This window comes from Rhodopirellula islandica, from assembly GCF_001027925.1.
In the GTDB taxonomy this organism is placed as follows: Bacteria; Planctomycetota; Planctomycetia; order Pirellulales; family Pirellulaceae; genus Rhodopirellula; species Rhodopirellula islandica.
The window spans coordinates 51854-76851 of record NZ_LECT01000019.1 but is presented as its reverse complement, the minus strand read 5'-3'; the positions used below and the strand labels follow the sequence as shown (position 1 = coordinate 76851).

The following is a 24998-nucleotide window of genomic DNA, read 5'->3' as shown; positions in this document are numbered from 1 at the left end:
GACGAGGACGACAATCAACTCATCGCAACCAGCCTCCTGGTTGTACGAAATTCCGACTTGATTCCAGCGATCTCGTCAGCCCCTGGCCAAATCAGTTCGGGCGAGTCGTTCATTCTCAATTGGGATGTGACGAACGCTAATTACGCTACAACGGCAACGAAATCAAGCTGGTCGACATCGTTCTATCTTTCACAGGGCGACGGTTCAATTTCTAGCGATGATGTGTTGCTGGGTAGCTCGCTCGTAACTGAGCTGTTGGCGATCGGTCAAACACAGACGCTTCAAAAGGAACTTCGAGTCCCATTTGGTCTAGTCGGCGACGACTGGAATTTGATCATCGATGTGGATAGTCGCAATCAAATCGGTGAACTTAACGAGTTGAATAATCGCGTTGTCAAGCAATTGGCAATCCAAAAACCGCTTCACGCTGACCTGCAAGTCTCTTCACTAGCGGCACCCGACCAAGTCATTGGTGACCCTGCTTCATTGCCGATTAGCTGGGAAGTTATCAATCAAGGCACGGGAGAAGGAACTTCGACTTCATGGGTCGATGCCGTCATCGCTTCACGCGATGACATCCTTGGCAACCAGGATGACATTCTGGTAGGCACATACGAGCACCAGGGGAAACTTCCAGTCTCGGGGAGTTACCTTCGTTCAGAGAACATCACGCTACCACCCGCTCTTACCGGTCGATTCAATTTGTTCGTTAAGACGGACTGGGAAGAGACGGTTACGGAATTTGAGTTTGAGAACAACAACTCGGCATCCATTGCGCCAGTCGATGTCATGCCGGTGCCCTATGCTGACATTGTTGTCGAGTCGATCGAGGCACTCAGCCCTGCGGCAACCGGCGAGTCTTTTAGATTGCGATGGGACGTTCGTAATCAAGGCATCGGCCAAACGAACCTTGGCACTTGGGGAGACGCCGTTTATCTAGCATCTGATCCGCTTGGCGAGGAGCTGCTAACCGATCCGTTTATCTTCGTTCACTTTGGTGTTTTGTCTCCGGGCGGCTCCTACGAGCGAACGGTTGACATCATTGTCCCACCGACTGCCCCAGAGACGATTTACGCAGTGATCACCACCGCTGACACCGTGGACAGTGGCTACTCAGCACCATTCGAGTTCATTTACAACACGAATAATACAACCATCAGCCAGGCGATCAGTACTTCGGCAACCCCGTCGCCTGATCTTCGAGTCCAGTCGGTGTTAAATCCGTCTGCAACGGTCGAGGGAGACTTGATCGATGTCACATGGACAGTTCAGAACTCTGGTGTGCGCGATGCCGAATCGCCCTGGATGGACCAAGTTGTTCTGAAGCAAATCGGAGTTGAAGATCCCGGTGAATATGTTGTCGGGACATTTCAGCGGACCATAGGCCTGGAGGCCGGAAAAACGTACTCACGGACCGAACAGGTTCGTGTCCCTCGTGAGTTACAGGGACTGTTTGAACTCTCGGTGATCACCAACCAGGATTCAACTCTCTTTGAGCGCACACCGCTGGACCAGAACAATCGCACAAGTTCTTCAACCCAGCTAACGATCGGAATTGACCCTCGACCCGACTTGCAAGTCGATCCTTTGACCATCGTAGCGCCCGCCGCGATTGATGGAGGCACGGTACTGACGGTCGGATTTGAAGTTGTCAACCAAAGCCAGACCGCCACCAACGGCGCGACTTGGCAAGATCGTATCTACCTTTCCCTCGACAACCAAGTCTCAACGGATGACCTTCTGCTGGGCGATTTGAAAAGTGTTTCGGCATTGGGTTTAGGCGAACGCTATTTCTCGTCGACTGAGCCGGTTCAGATCCCGCTGCGTTTTCGTGGCGACATGTTTGTCCTAGTTCATGCTGACGCAACCGATGTGATCGACGAGTGGCCAAATGAATCCAACAATTTAGTTGCGCACCCGATTCGCGTCATCCCACAACCGTTAGCTGATCTTGTCGTGTCCTCGATCAGAACTCCATCACAGGTGTCCGATGGCGATCAGATTACGTTTGAATACACCATTGAAAACCGTGGATCTGGACCGACCGATGTCGCCACTTGGACAGACCAAGTTTGGCTAACGCGAGACAAAAACCGCCCTCACCCAGGCCAGGGCGATTTGTTGCTCAAGACGATTGAGCACACCGGTGCGTTAGTTCGAAATGAGAGCTACGACGTCAGTACGCTGATCACAATCCCGTCTGGGATCGAAGGCGGTGTTTGGCACCTGACTCCCTGGACGGATCCATACGGAGTCGTCACCGAAGACACTCTGGTCGACAACACGAATCCCGACGATCCCAATCAGGTCGATAACAATAATTACAAAGCCTTCGCGATTGATGTCTTGGCAAAGCTGCCAGATCTTCAAGTCACTGACGTTCGCTCGGTCTCGAATGGTTCGGGTGGCGACACGATCAACGTTCAGTATCGTGTCGAGAACCGAGGCAATGCGGCGGCGGTTGCGACATGGAAAGACGCAATTTACCTCTCTGACCGTCCGAATCCGTTCGACCCAGACGCCGCGTCTTTGCTGTTAGCGGAAGTCCCGCATCCGGGCAATTTGGCACTGGAAGGTTCCTACACACGTTCGATTGACATCGATCTGTCTCCGTCTGCGAGCGGCCAATACATCGTCGTGGTGGCCGATGGAGTTGGCGGGGATTCAGCCCGACATTTGATTCGCGAAGTAAGCGATGACAACAACGCGGGTCAGTGGCAGACGGATATTTCACCTATTGCGGCTGATTTGGCTGTTACGTCGGTCACGTTTGAGCCGGACACATTGTCCGGTGAGGCGACTGTGGTTCGATACACAGTTACGAACATCGGTAACGAGCCTGTCTGGCCTGGGACTCGCTACTGGCGTGATTTCCTTTGGGTCTCGGCCGACGCCGAATTCATCCGGACGCGTGCTTCTTATCTCGGTGAGGTGAGCTACCAAAACGAACGACCGCTTGAACCTGGTGACAGCTACGAAATCGTCAAGTCGATCACGCTCCCAAAGGGAAGCAGCGGGACCAACTATCTACACATTCACCTAAACGCTAACAACGACCTGAATCCGATCTGGTTTCCTTATCGGTCTAGGATTGTGAAAACGGACGAGTGGCCTGCAAACGATGGCCGAAACGAGGACTATCTCGAATTTTTCGAGAGATGGGCTTTCGAAAGCCCGTTCAACAACCTTCATACCGTTGCTTTTCCGATTGAGTATCGCGAGCCTGATCTCAAGATTGAATCCATTGATCTTCCCGATGGGGTCCAGTCAGGAACCACAGTCCCCGTCTCATTCACCGTGAGAAACATAGGGAATCGACAGACGCGTGTTGGCAGTTGGAGCGATCGCTTATTCCTGTCACGCGATGCTTCGTTGGATGACAAAGATGTTGAGTTGTCAGCAATCTCGCGGTCCACGGTTCTCGGTGCCGGCGATAGTTACATCGTCAATACCGAGATCCGTATTCCTGATGCGATCGGCGGCGAGTTCTATATCTTGGCATTTGCGGATTCAAATGTCTCGCGAGATCCGAACGGACTGCTACCGAGCGATATTGGCTTTCACCTCATCGGCAGCGTTACCGAGGGGAACCGATCATTGGAACCTTGGGATTTGGCGAGCAACGCCGCTCGATCCCAGAGCCGTGGGCGCGTCCTGGAGTATCAAAACGAGGGCAACAATCTGTTGGTCGGCTCGCTTTCGATTGAGATGATCGATCCGCCGGATCTTCAAGTCACCGAGCTGCTCGCTCCGTCCCGAGTCGACCGTGGACAATTGGTCGACATTTTTTACACCGTAACGAACCTTGGGAACAATACGCCGCCGACGACGTCCAGATGGACGGACTTGGTGTATTTGTCACGTGACGAAGAGCTCGATCTTGATGCCGACCGTTTCTTGGGTGCTATCGATCATGAGGGTGGACTTGCGGCGGGGCGTTCCTACAGCGAGTCTTTCCAATTTCAGATTCCGAGTGATCTTGAAGGGCCGTGGTATGTAATAACGGTGACCGATCCCAACCGACGCGGGGTCGTTGGCGACGTCTTTGAAGGCAGCGGCGACACAAACAATGCGACGGCATCCGTCCGCCCGATGTTGATCGAGCTGCCGCCTCCGACAGACCTACAGGTGACTGGAATCACGGTACCGGAGACTGCAAGGCCGGGAGAAGACACATCGATTCAGTGGACTGTCCGCAACGAAAGTCAGGAAGCGGCGTCTGGAACTTGGTTCGATACGGTGTACTTGTCATCCGATGCAACTTGGGATCCAAACGATCCGGTCGTAGGTCGTGTTGCATTCACGGGAACTCTTTCCCCCGGCCAGAGCTACACCAGTTCACTTGAGGCTGCTCTGCCTGCGGTTATCTCGGGCCGCTATCGATTTGTCGTTCGCACCGACATTTTCGACAACATTTACGAAGGGACTAGCGAATCGAACAACACAACGGTTGCGGCAGATTCAACGGAAGTCACTGTCCAGAGGTTGGCATTGAACGTCAACCATTCGGCAACGCTGGCAAGTGAACAGGAACGACTTTACGAATTCCAAGTGACTGCCGGCGAAACCCTGCAAATTGCAGTTGGTTCAGATGATCCCAATTCGCAGGTCGAAGTCTATGTTCGGTTCGACGCCGCCCCGTCGGGCAGCAACTACGACGCAGTCTCTCGGATTGTTGGCTCGAACGACCGGATTGCGACGATCCCTACGACGCGTCCTGGTTCTTACTATGTGATGATTCGCGGACGTTCGGTCGACACCGAACTGTCCGGAATTCAGATTCGCGGCGAGTTCCTGCCCTTGGCAGTCAGCAACGTCTTTTCCGACGTCGCGGGCGATGGCAAGTTTTTCACAACGACCATCCTTGGATCTGGTTTCTCTGACAACGCATCGGTTTCCATTCAGCGACCGGGATATGCATCGTTCGTTCCGAAAGCCCTGGAAGTCATCGATGCCACTAAGATCCGCGCGATCTTCGACTTCACCGACGCGCCGCACGGCTTGTACGATGTCAAGGTTGCTAATTCCGATGGGACTAGTGTCGTTGTTCCGTATCGCTTCCTGATCCAGGACGTCATCGAGCCTGACGTGACGGTGGGAATTGGCGGACCAAGAGTCATCCTTGCTGGCGATAGCGATCTTTACAGTGTCGCATTCCAAAGCCTCAGCAACATCGACACTCCGTACGTCTTCTACCAAGTTGGTGTCCCAGAAATGGGTATCAATGAACAAGTCTACAACTTTCCGTTCCTAAACTTGTCGACGAATGCCAGCGGGCAGCCGGGCAGCGATGATCTTGGCAACCTGCCTTGGGCGGATCTGAGCCCGATCACCAACACCAATGGATATCAATTTGCGTCGGGATATTTGCTCGACACGGAAGCCGATGGATTCACCGGTTTCTCTTTCTCAACGCAGACGTATCCTGGGCTCAAGGAAGCTTCCGACAGAGACTTCGAAGCGTTTCGAGCGAAGTTCTATGCCGCCTTCCCGCAATTTGAGGGTCTGCTCGACGACGATATCAGTGCAGGCCTGGACAGCCTTGTGCCTGGTCTGGGAATCGCCTTTCAAGCACTGGCGGGAATCCCAGGGATCATCGAGAAGGGTTTCGTACCATTTCAGTTCAATGTCACGGCATCGGCCACCGCGCTTACACGCGAAGAGTTCGTCGCTCACGCACTCGGTGAAGCCGAGAAGCTGCGAATCGGAATCATCCAGTCGGACGACGCGCCTGCATCATTATTGGCACTATCGGCCGATGCCAGCATTTTTGGCGATCTGTATCTGGCCGCTCTTGAATCAGCCGAAATCCTTTTGCCGCTCGACGGTATTCCCCCGGTTCGAGAAGAACCGGGACTCGTCAGCCTGATGGCAACACTGGCATCGGGAATCGTGGCCGGCCCGGCCGGTCAAGACGTTCGCGGTTCTGACCTGCTGGCGTTCTTTGATGCCCTTCGCGGTTGGTACGGTCACGATTCGTCGCAGCTTGCGCCGAGTGAATCCAACCCGGCTCGATTCACCGCTCCAACGTTCGAGTTGATTCCTCCGGAGCTCACAGACGCAAACAATGTCCCAATGCTCGGAAGCCAGCTGGATCTGGACATTGGAGCGAGCGCTCGAACTCGTACTCAGTCGCTTCGCGTGTACGTGCCATGGGTGGCCTGGAACGCTCGCAATCGGTTGCCGGCGGACTATTTGATCTCGGGCATCACGCCACACAACGAAGCGCCTTTCAACAGTGTTGATCTTTCGCGATTCGCGGAAGGTGGAGCCAATAATCTTGGCCTGGCAACCGTCGTCGGGCCTTTCACTGCGGAGAGCAATGGATTCGTCCCGGTGGACCAAGATCTTCCGTACACGATTCGGTTCCAAAACGCAGACACGTCGCCGACGCGTACCAGCGAAGCACGAGTCCTTGTCCAATTGGACGACAATGCGGATGCAAGATCGTTCCGATTGGGAAACATTCAGGTAGGAACGCTGCCTGAGATCGAACTGCCTGCCAATCAACCATCCTTCCAAGGTGACTTTGATTTCATCGATTCGCATGGGTTCACGCTCCGCGTAAGCGCCGGAATCGACTTGGCCTCCAAGACGGCGAGTTGGGTGTTAACCGCCATCGATCCGGCTACCGGTGAGCAGATCCGCGACTCATCCAGAGGCTTCTTGCCCGCAAACAATTCGCAAGGGTCCGGAACGGCCAAGCTATCGTTCACAGTTCGAGCGGGCGAAGGTGTCGAAACGGGCGATATCACGGCGGTCCAGGCTCGAGTGCTCTTGAACAACGCTCCCCCCGAAGAAACACCTGCGATTCGTGTTCGCTTCGACGGTGATGCTCCCACATCGACATTGGAAGTGCAGACGTTCGAGTCTACGTCCACTTTCACTTGGTCAGCATCGGACACCGCCGGCGGTTCAGGATTCGACTACATCAACCTTTACGTCTCCGAAGACGGTGGTCCTTTCCGGGTTTGGCAATCCGAGTTGGTGGATGAAACCGGAACGGCAACTTTCCAAGGCCAACCTGGCAGAACCTATCGGTTCCTCTCCTTGGCGACTGACTTAGCTGGCAATCGAGAATTGCCATCTATAGGTGGAACGATCGCGGATGAAATACCGCTGGTGAATTCCAGTGACGGCGTTAACGCGCTGCCTGTCAACTTAGGCGAACCCGTTGTCGTAACGCCGTTGCCCTCAACCAACCCGTTATTTAGCGCCGCCGAAAACTTGGTTCCGTCGACAGGTGGCACCTCAAGCTTTGCCTCGGTGCTGCTACCGTTACAAGACCGCGCCTTCGCGACCGGCTTCGTGGCTGACGATGCTGGCATCGGCCCACTTGCGATCACCGAAACGACGGACGGGCGGATTTTGGTATCGGGAGGCCCAGCACGAAACCTGTTGTTCAGCTACGGCCGCGAAGGGGGTGATAACAGCGAACCATTGGTGACGCTTCAGCACCCGATCTACAGTCTTGAATTCGACTTAGCCGGGCGTCTTTGGGCAACCACGGGCGGCGGACCGCTGTTGAACTTGGATCCGGTCACCGGCCGAGTGCTCGGCGAGTACGGGGAAGGTGTAACGCTTTCCGTTACAGCTAGCCCTGATGATCCTGACCAGATTTTTGTTACGACTGATCGTGGTATCGAAGCCGTCGATATCAGCGCGAGTTCATCGGGAACGACAATCGAATCGGTCGAATTCAGTCCCTACAGTAGGGACCAAAACTTGCGTTTCGGCAGCATCGACTTCGATAGTGATGGCTCGTTATGGGCAATCGTTTGGCCTGAGAGACGTTCGGTGGTCAAACTGAACGTGCGGGGCCGCGCTGAATTGATGTACCAATTTGACGAACAGATTGATTCACTCGCCTTCGGCAAAGTGGGCTCCATACTCGATGGTTTGCTGTTCGTTTCACAGAACAGTGACGATTCCGGAAATGGCGGCGATCTCACCTTGATCGACCTTGCCACGGGACGCCGCTTGGCGGTTGCCGAAAACGGAACTCGCGGCGATACCGTTGCCACAACGAGCGATGGTCGCATCTTGGTCAGCCAATCGAATCAAGTCGATCTTTTGACCGCTCAGCTCGAGCCAGTCATTGTCGCAACCAATCCGCCCGCAGGTGCCAACGTCGCCCTGCCGATTGGCTTGATCAGCGTCCGGTTTGATCAACCGATGCGAGCGGGCGATTCCACTCGCCCCGGTTCGGTATTGAATTTGGCGAACTATCAGTTGACCGAGGCTAGCGGCACGGCGGCTCAAATTCGCCGGGCAATCTACGACCCGACGACCGATACGGTGTTGCTGACCGTCGCTGGATTACGACAGGCAGACTACACGCTGACCGTTCTCGGACGTGTTCAGACACGTTTGGGTGTCGCGATGGGCGATTCATTCTCAACGCAGTTCACCGCCGTCGACTCCGTTGCGCCGTTTGTTGACTTCAGCTTCTCCAATTCTCGCCTGGAACGTGCCACCAATACGATCAGCTACGACGTCGTCCTGACCAACAGTAGCGACCGTCCGCTCATCCTACCCTTGTACTTGGTCCTCAATCCGGCCAACGGCTATCCGGGAACGCCGGCGGGAGCATCGCAAGACGACAACGGCAATTGGCTGATCAATTTGTCCGCCAACGTGAACGGTGGCAACAATCTAGGTATCGGCGAGTCGACCATCGGGCGAACCGTCGCGATCAATTCACCGAATGACCTACGAGTCAATTTCTCGAACACTGTCTCGGCGCAAGTCGGTGCCAATGCGGCACCGGTCATCACCAGCTCCGCGATTTTGAACGCTGTGGTTGGATCGCCTTACACCTATCAAGCCACCGCGACTGACCCCGACGGCAGTCAGCCGACGTTTGTGCTCACCGAGTCACCTCGTGGGATGACCGTCGACGCGAACTCGGGACTCATTCAGTGGCAGCCAACCAGTTCGGACTCCATCAACACGAATGTCGTCTTGCGGGTCTACGATCCGCAAGGCGGTTGGTCCGAACAACCGTTCCAGATCGCGGTCGAAGGCGGTAATCATCCTCCTGTCTTCTCCGACTTCGAACGGTCTCACGAGCGATTCGTTGGCCGTCCGATTGTGATTCCAGTGGCAGCAACGGACGCAGATTCGGATCTTCTTAAATTCTGGACGGTTGGCTTGCCGCCCGGTGCGGTGTTCGATCCGAAGTCGATGGCGATTTACTGGTCGCCGACCACCGAGGATGTTGGTCAATACTTCTCGACGATCGTTGTCTCCGATGGCAAGACGGAAACCTCAACGGACATCGACCTGACGATTCTGCCTCGCAATTTACCACCTGTTTTTGAAAACCCTGGCGGCCGGATTCTTCGCGAAGGTGACACCCTGCGACTGAACGTTTCTGCGTCCGATCCCGACGGCGACGCGATCACCTACGTTGCGATGGACCTGCCCATCGGCGCAACACTCCACCCCGTCACTGGCGAACTAGCGTGGAACCCTGGTTACAACCAGGAAGGCATCTACGAAATCGTCATCAATGCGGTCGCCGGTGAGCACGAAACATCAACCGTCACGACACTCGTGGTACTTAACGCAAACGCGGCTCCCGAGTTCGATGCGATCAGCACATGGCGAGTCTATGAGGGACAGGCGATTGAGTTCCGAGTGATCGCCCGCGATCCCGATCACCCTGGCTTCAAACCACCGACTCGCCTCGACGATGGCACGCTGTTCTATGAAAGCGACTCTGTGCCAACGGTCTCCTACCGACCAACGCGTTTGTTACCCGACGGTGCCCAGTTCGACGAAGAGACGGGGCTGTTTCGGTGGCAGCCAGAGTTCAACCAAGCGGGCGTGTATGAAGTTTCCTTCACCGCGACAGATGATGGCGACGGTGTTGGTCCGGGTGCAACGTCGACCATCACGATTCCCATCGAAGTCCTGAATCAAAACCTGAAACCGGTCATTCCCGAAATCGAAACGGTGACCGTAGCGCGAGGCGAATCGCAAACATTTGTTGTCACCGTGACCGACGCGGATGGCGACCCGATCACACTGACGGCCGTCAGTTCGCTAAGCGGGCGAGCCTTACCCGATTTTGTGCAGTTCACTGATCTGGGCGGGGGACGTGGAGAATTCACCATTGCTCCCGGCCCCGGTGATCGGCGGCAACATCCCATCACACTGACGGCGGTCGATTACGGTCCAGGCGGCCAGCGTTTCGGACGACTCTCTGAATCCTACGACTTCCTGATTGAGGTCACTTCCGAAAACGATCCGCCGGTGCTTTCGTATGTCGGCAATCATGTTGCCAGAGTCGGGCAGCAGATCGAGATTCCGCTCAGCTCATATGACCTCGATGAAGAAACGCTGACGTACGCGATTTCGGGCCTTCCCGGTGCCGAGATCATTGATAGCCCCATTTATGGACAAGCGGTACTGCGTTGGACTCCGGCAACTCCGGGAACACGTACCGCCACCGTTACCGTCGCCGACAATGGGAATGGGAACCCCGCTGAACGCATCGAGGCAACCGAGACGTTCAACGTCTCCGTGCGAAACTCCAATGCAGCCCCAACTTCGTCCACTGCTCCCGTCGTTTCCGCTGCCGAAGGACAGACGCTCCGCTTCACGATTCCCGCCAGCGACCCGGATGGCGATGCGGTGCGGTTTGATCCTGTCGGCGAACTTCCACTGGGTGCCAGTCTTGATCCGCGAACGGGCCTTCTCACACTGACTCCAACGTTCACCGACGCCGGTGAGTATCCCGTCACCGTCACTGTTTCGGACGGCGACCAGTCGACGGACGTCTCGTTCAACATCAACGTCACCGACGTCAATCAACCACCCGTCATCGTCGGTGTTGCTCCGCAGTTCGCCCGCGAAGGAGCGGCCTATCGTCTACTGCTTTCGGCGACCGATCCTGATCTGGATCCGCTAACGGTTTCGATTGAGAATCTACCCGCCGGTGCCGTCTTTGATACGACCAGCCAAGTGCTCCGTTGGACGCCGGGTTTTGATCAAGCTGGAATTCATGAACTGACCGTCATTGCCGATGACGGACGCGGCGGCACGGATTCCATGCCGATTCGGCTGCGAGTCGATGACATCAACCGCAGCCCCGTTCTCGAGCCCATCGATCAAGCCGGTGTCATCGGTCGTGAGATGCGTTTCCAATTGGTGGGCACCGACCCTGACGCCAGTGATCCGATCCGCTTCGGTGCCACGCGGCTTCCCGAAGGAGCAACCGTCGACCCGGTGACTGGCGAATTTGTCTGGACCCCGGTCGTGGGCCAAGCCAGTGACTACCTCGTCACCTTCACCATCGATGACGGCGTCAAATCCGTTCGGCAGAATGCGCTGATTCGTATCACGAACGAAGTTGTCGAGCCAATCGCCATCATCGACTTCCCTTCGTCCGTCACGGTCGTTCCCAATAGCGACGTTAACATTCGCGTCACAGGCAGCAGCCTATCCGGCGTTCGCTCGGTTCGGTTGTTCGCCGACGGCCAAGAATTGCAACTCGATGCACTCGGCCGCGTTGACATCCGTCCAACCGCCCCTGGCAAGATCCAGTTGGAAGCTCTCGTTGAAGACAACCAGGGCATAGTTGGTCGCAGTCTCCGCACGCTCAAAATCTCAGATCCGGCCGACACCAGCAATCCAAGTGTGGTGCTATCACAACCTATCTCCCAAATTGCCATTGGCAGCCCAACTGCGATCATAGGAACCGTTTCTGACGCGAATCTCGACACCTGGACGCTTTCGATCGCACCCTGGGGAACCGATCGCTTTACCGAAATCGGAACCGGCACCCAGCCGATCGACGGAGAACTCGCCACGCTGGATCCAGCAAGCCTTGCCAATGGCTTCTATGCCATTCGTCTTACAGCGATCGACATCGGTGGTCGCCCCGCAACCACTCAGTCGTTGATCGAAATTAACTCCGCCGACAAAACCGGAATCTATCGAAGGACCGAGCGAGACGACCTGTTCGAAGAAGCGGGCGTCGCATTGTCACTCAATCGCGTCTACGACTCCTCACTCACCGACTTCGATCTTACCTTTGGTGCGGGTTGGCGATGGGCGGAACTCGATTTCGTCCTACAAACCAACGTGCCCATTACCGGCCGCGAACAGTTCCGCGACTATGCACCGCTGGAAGATGGTTCACGGCTCTATGCGTCCCTCACCAATGGCCAACGAGTCGGATTTACATTCGTTCCTGAATCCGTGTCTGTTGGTTCGCTAACGTACTATCGCCCGCGATGGCAAGCGGATGCAGGTGCAAATGTAACCCTGCAATCAGTCGACGCGATGCTCCGCCGGGTAGACGGAAAATACTACGACCTCAACACAGGGCTCGCCTATCATCCGTCCAACGGACTGATCGACGGCCCCAACTTCACGATTCAGGCCGGCGGCGGTCCGTCGTATCAGCTCGATGCTCAGGGACGAACCTCCGCCATTTCGTACGGCGAAGGCTGCGTGGTTCACGTCACCGATAGCCAAATCGATACCAAGGGATTGTCCAACGTCACCATGACCCGCGACCGAAACGGTCGAATCGATCGGGTTTCAACGACAAGCGGTGGTTTCCGACAATACGCATACGATGATGACGGGTTGCTCTCAACCATCACCGATCAGGCAAGCGAGATTTTCAGTGCGTACTTGTACGATTCTTCACGACGTCTTCAGGTGACTGAAACATCGGCGAACAATGTTACCGTTTCGTACGCGGACACCGTCGTCACCAGCCCCGTCACTCAAAGCCTTGGCCCAATCCAGGATTTCACGGGGGAAACTTACAACTTCCAACGAAGCGAAGATCAAACGCAGTTCCTGACGCTGTCCATTTCCGAGCAACAACTGGCATCGTCACCACAGGGCAATTTACTGTTACGAGTCGTCGTCGAAGGACAAGACATCGCTCCCCCGACCATCACGCTCGATCACGCACTCCAGGTATCAAGAGTCGTCGACGGGGTTCGAGCCACATCGCTGTTCGTGGTCGATCGAGCCGGCATAAGCTTGTTGCAGATTTCCGGTCCTGCGGGCAACTACACGCTCGATGTAAGTGTTGCGGGAGACTTGAACTCAGATGCACTCGTCGACGCCAACGACGCGGCGATCTTTCAAGACGCAATGACCTCCGACGCCGATGGATTGGGCTTCGACGCGGCCGCCGACATCAACGGTGACAGTGTTCTTGACTACGCCGACCGAATGACGCTGCTCTACTCCTACGGGTTTGCTTCGTCCGCAACCAGCTTCGCACTGCCAGCCAGCATCAATGCCATTGGCTTGGAAACGGGGAGCGACGATTCCATTCCTCTCGACGACAACATCACCAGCCTTGCACGAGTCACTTTGGCCGGAACCGCCAGTCCATTCACGACATTGCGTCTCAACGAAACCCAGGCCACGACGACGTCGCTCATCAACGGCATGTTCGCATTCTCGGACGTCCCGCTCAATGTCGGGCCAAACGACTTCACGGTTTCCACTGGAACCGGAATCGCTGCGGGCCTCGGGTTCACGGCGGGACCAAGCGTTCCTGTCACGGTGACGCGGATCGGCAATGAAACCACTCCGCCCGAACTAACCGTGAACCTTGCCGACGACACCGGCTGGAACGACCGCGACCGAATCACTTCCGATCCGACCATTGTCGGTGTTGCCAATGATCCAAGCGGCATTAGTCGAATCGAAGTTTCGATGGATAACGGCGTTTGGCGATCCATCGAGTTTGACGCAGCCGATGGAACGTTTGAAATTTCACGAGACGACTTACAGCAACTTGCCAACCGCGAGATCACCGATGGCAGGTACTTGGCAAGAGTCCGAGCCTTCGACGCACTTCAAAACGTGTCCGAAACACGTTCGCTCAGCTTCACCATCGACACCGTTGCACCACCGGTGCCGGAACAATTCAGGCTTACCGCCAACAGTGACACCGGCATAAGCGATTCCGATGGGATCACGAATCGAGTCGATGTGATTCTGACCGCTGAATCGGTTGCCGGCTCCCGTGTCGAAGTCTTGCTTGGCGGGCAGATCATCGCGACACAAACAGCGACCGGTGTGGTCACGATCCCGATCACACTCCCCGGTTCTGGCTCGCACGACTTAACCTTGGTGGCGCGCGACGACGCTGGCAACGCCAGTGCCGCGTCACTCCCGCTGACGATCACGGTTGATCGAACCAGCCCAACCTCCATCACCGCCGACTTGTCACAAGACACCGATGCGGCACCCCTGGGCGATGTTCAAACCGACGTCGAAACCATCTCGATCGTAGGCCAGTCAGATCCCAACACACGAGTCGTCGTGTTCCGCTCCTCAGACACACTGCACGGTATTCTGGAATCGATCACGGACGGTGATGGCAACTACCGAATCGATGGAGTTGATCTCAAACAAGGCACGAACGACTTCACCGTCTCAGCATTCGATGTAGCCGGGAACAAAGTCTCGCGGCAACTAAGCGTTCAGACCAGCGCCAGCGACACTTCGGCACCCAACGTATCGATGAAACTGGTACGTGACACCGGCCGAGACGCCGCCGACCAAATCACCAGCCAAATTGAGGTCTTGGCAACGATCGACGATCCGAGTGGGGTTTCGCAAGTATTCGCGTCCCTCAATGAAGGCACCGCCCAAGACGTGACGGCCTGGTTACAGGGTGTCGCCATCGACTTCTCAATGTCGCGACTACGCGGTTTGAACGCTGCCGCGCTAGCAGACGGACAGTACACACTCGAGCTGACGGCCACCGACTCACTTGGAAACACGTCCGCAACCGAGTCCTTCACCTACACACTCGACAAAACGCGACCGACACCGCTTCCAACGCTCGATCTAGCCGCCGCAGACGACACCGGCGTCAGCAATACCGACAACATCACGGCGCGATCCAATTTCGTGCTAACGACCTCAGCCGAATCAGGCTCTATCGTCCGTCTCTACCAAGCGGGCCAGCAAGTCGCTCAGACCATCGGCGGAGTTAGCGTCGAATTCTCTCTCGCAGATCTACCCGATGGCCTACACGTCTTCACCGCCACCAGCGAAGACATCGCCGGCAACGTTTCCAGTTTCGCTATCTCAAGCATCGTTGAAGTGGATCAAACACCGCCGATCGTGCCAACGGTCCAGCTAGATGACCGTTTCCAGAGTGGGATCGTTACCGCCGCTTCGCAAGAAAACGTAAGCCTGGTCGGTATTGGTGAGCCGACGTCGCTCATTAGTATCCAACCGTTCGGCAGATCCACCACGGTTGGAGAAGATGGAACTTATCGTTTCGATTCGATCTCATTGGCCCCAGGGTCAAACGAGATTTTCGTCACGGCGTCTGATCAAGCTGGCAACACGAGCTCGTCGTCAACGATTGTTACTTTCGAGGATCTATCGGGGCCAACGATCGAGGTTCAGTTAATTGACGACACGGGGACCTCCAATACTGATCGAATTACAAATTCACTTGCAATGACTGGGCGAGTTTTTGATTCCAGTGGTGTCGTTCGCTTTGATGTTAGCGTTGACAACAACCCCTTCATCGAGGCAACCAGTTTTCTCGACAACGGCTTCTTCAATTTTGATCTTGCGACTCTTGAGACTTTTGCGGGATCCGAGATCCGTAATGGGTTTCACACGTTGCGATTGCGAGCAAACGATGGCGAAGGAAATTCGTCGGACATCCTTCAGACCAACTTTGTTCTCGACACATGGTCCCCCGGCGTCCTTCCGCTAAAGCTAGATCCATCGAGCGACACGGGTGCCGAGTCACGCGATCAACTTACGGCGGATTTGACACCCACTGTTCAACTTCTCACTTCCGTCGGCAGTACCGTCATTTTCTATCAAAACGGTAGAGAACTGTACGAAACGATCTCAACTTCAGACGGAACATTCACGCTTCCCGGTCTTCCTGATGGCGTCAATAGCATTACCGTCAAGGTACGGGACTTGGCCGGAAATGAAAGTCCTGAGTCGCTGCCATTGAAGATCACAGTCGACACCGCCATTCCAACGGTCCTGCTCGGTCTACACAACGATTCCGACACAGGGACACGAGGTGACCGCAGGACGGATCTTGCCAGCGTCATCGTCAGTGGTCTGACGGAACCCAAATCCATTGTTCGTTTCGGAACGACTAGCCAAACCATTGTCTCGGATGAACAGGGCCGCTTTGAAGTCCCTGATGTTGAACTTGAGTTCGGGGAGAATCTCTTTCCGTATGAAGTGGTTGACCAAGCTGGCAACCGATTCTTGAGTCAGATTCGTTTGTATCGCGGAGAAACGAACACAGCCGCGGTGAACGGAGTGCCGAGCCAAAACAATCGTTCTCCAATCGCCCAAAATGACAACTATCCGCTCGCAATGAGCCAACCGGTAACCACGGGACAGGTCTTCGAGGTTATGTCATTTGCGGACGGCCTGTTGCGAAATGACTCCGATGCAGATGGCAACTCGTTGACGGTAGAAGCGTATTCCGGGTTCACTGAAGCTGGTGCGCGAATATCGCTCAAGTCGAACGGAACATTTACCTACGACGCCACCGAACTGGCAGGGCGATTGGCTCCCGGTTCTTCATTTAAAGACAGGTTCACCTATCAAGTAAAAGATAGCCAGGGGGGCAACACAGCCGGAATCGTGCTTCTAGACGTGCTCAGCGAAGACCCAGGAACGTCTTTAGGATCAATCGGTGACCGCGTCTGGCTCGACAGCAATGCCAATGGATTACAAGACAATGGTGAAATCGGAATCGGTGGCGTGTCCGTGCGACTTCTCGACGTCGACGGTGGAGTCATTCAAACGGCGGTATCAGGTCCTGATGGTGGATACGGTTTCAGTCAAATCGCGTTCGGTGACTATGTCGTTGAGTTCGAGATTCCTGTTGGTTACCTGCTCACAGAAGCCAAAGTTGGTGGGAATCCTTCGCAAGACAGCGACGCTGACATCAATACTGGACAATCCCAAACTATCTTGATTGGTGAAAGCAATGAAAGGGACCGCTCGGTAGACGCTGGTTACATACAGTCGGGAACGACCGTCCCAATTGAACCGAACCCGGTGAACCAGCCACCTGTTGCCAACGATGACAATTACGAGGCGGAAGAGGACTTTGTGTTATTTGTTGATGTCGGAGTGCTTGCAAACGACTTCGATCCCGATGGCGATCAGATGATTGCCGTGTTGACTTCTGCAAGAAGCGAAAAACAAGCACGGATAGATATCAACAAGGACTCCGGAAAGTTCTTTTACAACCCCGCCGGGCGGTTCGATCATCTTAAAGCAGGTGAAACGGAAACCGATACTTTTTACTATGCAGCCTCGGATGGATTTGATTTTGACATTGCTACCGTCACTATCACAGTTACCGGTGTCAACGATGCTCCAATTGCCGTAGACGACGCAGCCGTCGCAAAGGTCGATCGAACGCTGGTCATTGCAGCAAATGGAGTGCTGAAGAACGACTCAGATCCGGACGGCGAGGCCGTAACAGTCATACCCGCGTCAGGTACCACAGAACGGGGAGCTTTATTCTCCATTCAAGCCGATGGTAGCTATCGGTACGACCCAACTACCTCCGCCGAACTCCGAAACAGCGTCACCTGCAATGATGTGATGCTTGATTCCTTCACATATCAAATTGTCGACGAAAGCGGTGTAGTGGAGACGGCCACTGTTCGTATCACGGTGATTGAAGATCCAAAAGTCAATTTCGATTACCAGCTGATTGCGTCGACGAATACCACAACCGCTGTGTCGGGGCGGAGCGGCTCGAGCGTGTACACCAATGACACTACTTTCAGCTCCATCGGAAAAGGAGTGTCGATTAACAACGATGGGTGGGTAGCATTCAGTGCGACGACAAGTACTGGCGCTTCGCACTATGGAAATGTCTATGCCGTTGACTCGACCGACGCAGGAACATCGATCAACCGATTGATGAATGACTTCATCAATCACCCCATCGCGGAAGATGGCTTCGGCGATGAGACGTCCGCACCGCACACGAGTTTTGGCGAATACGTTCAGATTAACGATCAGCTCAATGTCTTGGCACACAGAACATTGACAGCAAGAACTCGGTTAGGTGACCTCTTGATAGGCCCTGACAGTGTCGCCCTTCTCACGTTCCTCGAGACTTGGGATGCCGAGACCTCAGGTGCTGGGAACACCATTGACAGAGTCGCGATGGGAGACGGCGGGCTGTATGGTGCGGGATTACGTCTTGAAACGCTGGGAGGAGTAATTGAAGATCCACTCACAGGATTGCTCAGAACCTCGCCATCATTTAGCAGTTCTTTCTTGATCGGAGCATTTCTGCCAGGGCCGTTCGGGTTCGCAGCCGCAGCCGCAGCACTGACAACACTGGCAAGACCTCCTGTTACGATCACGAACCCGATATGGGTAGATCTGTACCCAACGTCCCTAGATCGTCAATCCCCTTTCACCCTTGTTCACAGTAGTGTGCCAGCCTCACTCAACAATAGTGACACACCGCAGTACGTGTTCAGCGCATTGACTGCACCGAATCAGGATGATGCAGTATTGGGCCGAAAAGAGAATTTGGTGACATCGCCACACGCGAATATACGGAACATCGGTAGCGAATCCATTGCTCCGCTTGCAGCAAAGCTTGCGGACAATGGACTTTTCGTTACAAGCACAGTCGATGACGAACTCTATCTTGGAAATCATGTTTGGACAAACGTCCACACCATCGCGGGTCGGCAGTCCGGTTTCCTGGAGATGGGTGATCGTCCGACAATTTCAGATGACGGTTCGCTAGTTGCCTTCGCTGCCGAACACTCAGAACAAGGAATCGGGATCTATCTGGCCGATACGATAATTGCACCTGATGGCAGTCCCTCGACATGGAAAAAAGTAATTGGAATCAGCAACGATGGTCACCTTGACATCAATGAAACATGGGATGACAAAAACGACAATGGTGTATTTGATAATGATGGGACTGAAGACATCGGCAGTGTCTTTGGGATAGACATTGACTCTCAGGTGAACATTTCTCCGCGAAACTTTGCGCAGGCAGAAGGTTTCATCGGCTTCTCCGGTCACATGTTGGCGTGCGACTCAACAAGCTTCGCCTCAAGCCTGATCCTTGCTGAATACGTATTGGCACAGACGTCAGACTTGGCATCCGCGAATATCCGAGCCGTTGAGCGAGTAGTAAGCGTGGGGCAAACCTTGGACGGTGTCGGAGCCGTGTCCAAACTCGCTCTCCACGATTCACTAAACGATAGCGGTCAGCTAGCTTTCTGGGCAAAAGGTAGTCTCGGCGAGGGCCTAGTTATCGCAAACGGTATTTCAATAGGTTTTCTCAATGCAAGCACTAACGACTTGATAAACACTGCAGCCGACGCACTGAAGGTCAGCCAGTATGTAACAACAACAGATCTGCCAGAACCCTCCATCACTGCATTTGAGACCCTAACCACAGACCCAGACAACTTTCGACTTGAGGTTTTCGATCCAACCAATTTTTCGGAGTCCATTGATGTGCTATTGCAGGTAGTTTCTGATGGCTCAGTAAAAAGCAGTGCTTCTTATACATTGAGGTACACTTCCGAAAACCGTTACAGAGGTGATGTTCTCAGGCTCGTAAGTAATGGGGTGGACGACGAGGCGAGTGGCGATCAAACAATTTTGGTGGAGCTCGGTGACACAATTCAGCTGATGTACCATAGTGCTCTAGGGAAGGAAGTTGCGACCTCGATTGAGGTTGGTAGGCCGGCTGGAGAAGATCATCGAAAGGCGATTCGTGAGGTTCGTGTGCGCCCTGTTACATTTTGCTCGGAAAGCGTGCCACCGGAGACTTGTGCCGCAGATCCATCAAGTAGGTTCTACGACAATGCAAGAATACTAGAAGAGTTGCAGATGGCAAATATTGCCTGGGCGCAAGCAAACATACGCTTCGTTAACGTTGAAGGTGGAGTCTTCACGAACGACAATATTGAATTGGCGACGGCGTCTGATTCGATTTCCGAGATGCTTGAATTTGGGATCCCTGATTTCGGCGAATCGTATCAGTCATTCGTGAGAGAGTTGGTGGACGCTGACAGTGATACTGTTGATGTCTTTTTTGTGGGTGACATTTTGAGCATCAATAGCGTCAACACGACTCCCGCATTTACCACGCCGGGTGACCCGTATGTCATTGTTGGAAAAGCAGCAAAGAGCACGATTTTGAACCAGCGAGAGCCGGATCTTTTTTTCGCTTTAGCGCACGAGCTCGGCCATTCATTGAGTCTCCCGCATTTCGATTCTGAAATTGACCCCATTGGTTTACCGAATAACAACTTGATGCTAGAGGAGATAGGCTTTGTAAATACCGTGGCTGGCGTTGAGAATGCGCGTCGGCTTACGCCCAAGCAGGTGTCGGATGCTCGTGAACACAGTTTCCCGGTTGAGCTTTTTCAGGGTCGGCAACCAGCATTGAGGGTGTCTTTGATCAATTCAGAAAGAGTGATTTCGTTGGAAACTGCTTCTTCACTTTGGCTAGGTAATGATAGCAGCAGCGCGCTGCCATCGGTTAGCTCGAGCTTTTTTTCCTCTGATACTCGGGCTCTGAACTCAAATACAACATGGCAATTCAGGGGCAATGCGAGTGTTGTTGATACTACCGTTCGGCTGGATGAGCATCCGCAGTTGATCTCAGGTGCGAGTCGCGATTACGCGATTGATCCGGACCGAGGCACGTTCACGTTTCGGGTCCATGATCTGTTTCTGGAGGACAACGGCGTCGATCAGGCTCCCGATGCTTTCGAGGCGGCTTTGCATCTTGATTCGGGTGCGTTTGTCAGTCCGATCACCGATCTTGCCAACACGGATGCTCTGTTCAATATCCAAGCCGACGGCAGCTTCTTCGCTGGGGCTGGCGTCACGGTGAGTGGCGACGTTCTATCGCCGGGCGTTTTGGATCTGACTCAGCCGATTGAGGTTTCGGTCGACGTGAGTGGCTTGCCTACTGATGCAATCGCTACGCTCTCGTTCGACTTGCTCGGATTTGGCGTCGCCCGAAGTACCGTCCAAATCGATGTGCTCGATGCCAATTCAATCCCAGGCAATTCGATCGGCGGGTTCGTTTACCTGGACGCCAACGACAACGGGCTCTTCGATACCGGCGAACAGCCGATCAGCGGTGTGACGGTCGAGCTGTCTGGGTCGGAGTCTCGCACGATGACCACGCTCGCGGACGGTTCGTATTCGTTCCTGGGACTCAGTGACGGCACCTACACGGTCACCCAAACCCAGCCCGCTGGTTTCGACGACGGCAAGGATACGCAGGGCACGCCGGTGCTTGGCACGGTCCAGAATGATCAGTTCGTCAGTTTGGTTCTGGCCGGAAATAACGTCGAAGCGTCTGGCTATAACTTCGGCGAATTGCCGATCGTGGTTGCTCCCAACAACTCGATCAGTGGAGTCGTCTACGTCGATGCCAACAGCAACGGCGTCTTTGACAATGGCGAACCCACCATCGGTGGCGTCGAGATCAATCTGTCCGGCGACGCGACTCGCACGTTCACGACGGAATCCAACGGTGTCTATCAATTCACCGCTCTGGCCGACGGAACCTACACCGTCACGCAAACGCAACCGGCCGGATTCAACGACGGGCAAGAATCAGCGGGAACACCGATCCTCGGAACCGTTGAGAACGACCGATTCGTCGACATGACTCTTAGTGGGAATGACGTCCAAGCGACGGGCTACAACTTCGGCGAGCTGTTTATCCCTGGTAACTCGATCGCCGGGACCGCTTACGTCGACGCAAACGAAAACGGAGTCTTTGATTCCGGTGACCTACCAATCGAAGGCGTGTTGGTTTCATTGAGCGGCACCGAATCCAGGACCATGACAACCGACTCCACCGGGGCGTATCGATTCTCGGATCTACCCGACGGTACCTACACGGTGGCACAGACCCAGCCAACCGAATTCAACGACGGGGCGGACACGCAGGGCACGCCGACGCTCGGAACCGTGGAAAACGACCGATTCATCGATCTTGTCCTGACGGGCAATGATGTTCAGGCCATCGGCTACAACTTCGGCGAACTCGCCATCGCCCCCTTGCCCAACAATTCGATCTCGGGATTCGTTTACGTCGATGCCGATGACGATGGCGTCTTTGACACCAATGAACAGCCCATCAGCGGCGTGACGATCATCCTGTCTGGTGAAAAATCAAGAACCGTCACGACCAACGCCAACGGTGCCTACTCGTTCACATCGCTACCTGATGGCACTTACCGCATCCAGCATGTTCAGCCACCAGGGTTTGAGGACGGCAAGGAAACACAAGGAACACCACTTCTTGGTTCGCTCGCAAATGGAACGTTTGCCGATTTGGTTTTGAGTGGCAACGACGTTCAAGCGGTCGGGTACAACTTCGGCGAACGCCCCATCGTGATCGCGCCCAATAATTCGATCAGCGGGTTCGTCTACGTCGACGCGAATGAGAATGGCTTGTTTGATGGCGGCGAAGTACCCATCAGCGGCGTCACCATCCGTCTCACCGGCTCGGCAGATCGAACGGTCACCACCGCCAACGATGGCTCCTACGCATTTACGTCGCTGGCGGATGGCACCTACACGGTGACCCAGACGCAGCCCGCCGGATTTGACGATGGCATCGAAACTCCAGGGACACCGGTTCTCGGAACCATCGGTCCGGATAGTTTCCAAGCCCTTGTCCTGTCCGGGAACAACGTCCAAGCGACCGGCTACAACTTCGGCCAGTTCCAGATTGTTGTGCCACCGAATAACTCGATCGCTGGATTCGTGTATATCGATGAAGACGACGACGGAGTATTCGACCCCGACGAAGTACCGATCAGTGGAGCTACCATCTCGCTGACTGGCCCGGTTAATCGCAGCTTCACGACTAGCACCGACGGAAGCTATCTGTTTGAATCGCTTCCCGACGGAACGTATTCGGTCATCCAAACGCAAGTCGCTGGTTTCGATGACGGGAAAGACACCCAGGGCCAGCCTTTGCTGGGGACCGTCGAGAATGACCGATTCGTTGGCTTGGGTTTGTCCGGCGGCATCGACGCGCGGAACTTTAACTTTGGCGAGCGCGAGACTGTGATCGCACAGAACAGCTCAATCGCTGGCTTCGTGTATCTCGACGCCAACAACAACGGGAGTTTTGACAGTGAAGAGTCGGGCATTAGCGGAGTCGTGATCGATTTGCTTGGCCCGGAAAACCGAACGATGGTAACTGATAGCACGGGGGCGTACCGCTTCGCGAGCCTTCCCGATGGCACCTATACCGTCCGCGAAACGCAACCAAGCAGCTTTGACGATGGACGCGAATCGCAAGGGACGCCGGCCCTCGGAACCGTTGCCAACGATGAGTTCGCTGGACTGGTTCTCTCGGGCGGCAACACGGTCGCGATTGGCTACAACTTCGGGGAGGTGCCGCTCAACAACTCGCAGAGCATCATTTCTGGCCGTGTCTACATTGATCTCAATCGAAACGGTCAGTTCGATAGCGAGCCAGGCTTGCGAGCCGTTGAGATCCAACTGACGGGACCGGTTTCGCGAACCGTTTTGACGGATCAGTTCGGTAGCTATTCGTTCGGCGATCTTCCCGAAGGAACCTACAGCCTGTTCCAGGTCCAACCGGTAACCTACGACGATGGCATGGAATCTCTCGGCAGCCAGGGTGGCGAAGTCCTGCCCGACGGCTTTCGATCGATCGTTGTCGATGGTCGTAACAGCGCGGTGGAATACAACTTCGGTGAGTTCCTGCGTCCTCAGCCATCACGAAATTCGATCGGCGGGATCGTCTACCTGGACATCAATAACAATGGCCAGCGAGACGCACCCGAACTCGTCTTACCGAATGTTCAGATCACTCTGACCGGCCCAGTCACAAGCACCACCGTCACAACACCCGATGGGACCTATTCGTTCATCGGACTACCGGACGGCGTCTACACCGTCACCCAAACACACCCTTCAGACTTTCTCGACGGTATTGACGCAATCGGAATCCCCGGCAACGGAACCCTGGCCAACGATTCGATTTCCAACATCCTTCTGGAGGACAATGCGGTCGCGCTGAACTACAACTTCGGCGAGCGTGGTTTACTCAATCCAACCAAGCGGGACTTCCTCGCATCAACCCCGTCACCCGAAGCAACGATCCAGCGACTAATGGGCGGCCTCACTTCGGCAGCGGTCTTCGCCGGCAGCTCCGAGGACTTGCGAATGCATAACCCGCATTCGCCATACGACGTCACCTACGACGGTCGTGTCTCCGCACTTGATGCACTGCGTGTCATCAACCGCTTGAATATCATGGACGCGTCTACCGCAAGCGGCGAGCAGCCATTGCGGGGGACGAATCAGGTCTACGCAGATGTGAACGGCGACGACCGAGTCAGCGCGTTGGATGCGCTCTTGATCATCAATGAGTTGAATCGTCAGTCAGCACGTCGATTCGCCGAAGGTGAAAGCACAGTCCCTTCCGCCTCTCCTGAATCAATCTCTGGCGTTGAGGTCACGCTTGACATCGACCTCAGCAGAGCGGCTAAGACTTCAATCGAGATTCGAGACGAAGAACTGTTCGGCGGGAGCGATTCCAGTATCTTTACTCCCCAAATTTCCCCCGTACCAACCACGCATTTCGAATCTGATCCGTACGACGCAACGGCGAGTGCCGCAAGTATCGACACAGTGATGTCGGAAGACTACTCAAGCGATTTTTCCGAACTAAACCTGCTGGACGAAGATTCTGGGTTGGAAGCGGACATCAATTAGGCCAAATCTCAGGACCGGTTTGTCAGGTCAGAAACCAAGAGGCTCATTTTGCCGCTGCTAACCAGTGACGCGCCGAGCCCCACAAAAAGACAAAACGTTCTCCGGTTAACACTCCACCATTAGCCAACGGTTCCAAATTTCACGAGTGTCACGACCGCAAAACCCTTTGGCCGAACCCAACGGACTGTAGCCCCTTTGAACACAATGCGTTAGAGCGT

1 protein-coding gene is annotated in these 24998 nt (G+C 54.8%); it reads left to right on the top strand.

The features are described from left to right. The first annotated feature begins 126 nt into the window (after positions 1-126). The gene (locus RISK_RS10525) at positions 127-24780 is read left to right on the top strand and encodes an SdrD B-like domain-containing protein (RefSeq protein ID WP_236696197.1); all 24654 of its coding nucleotides are present in this window, start codon (positions 127-129) and stop codon (positions 24778-24780) included. Positions 24781-24998 lie beyond the last annotated feature (218 nt).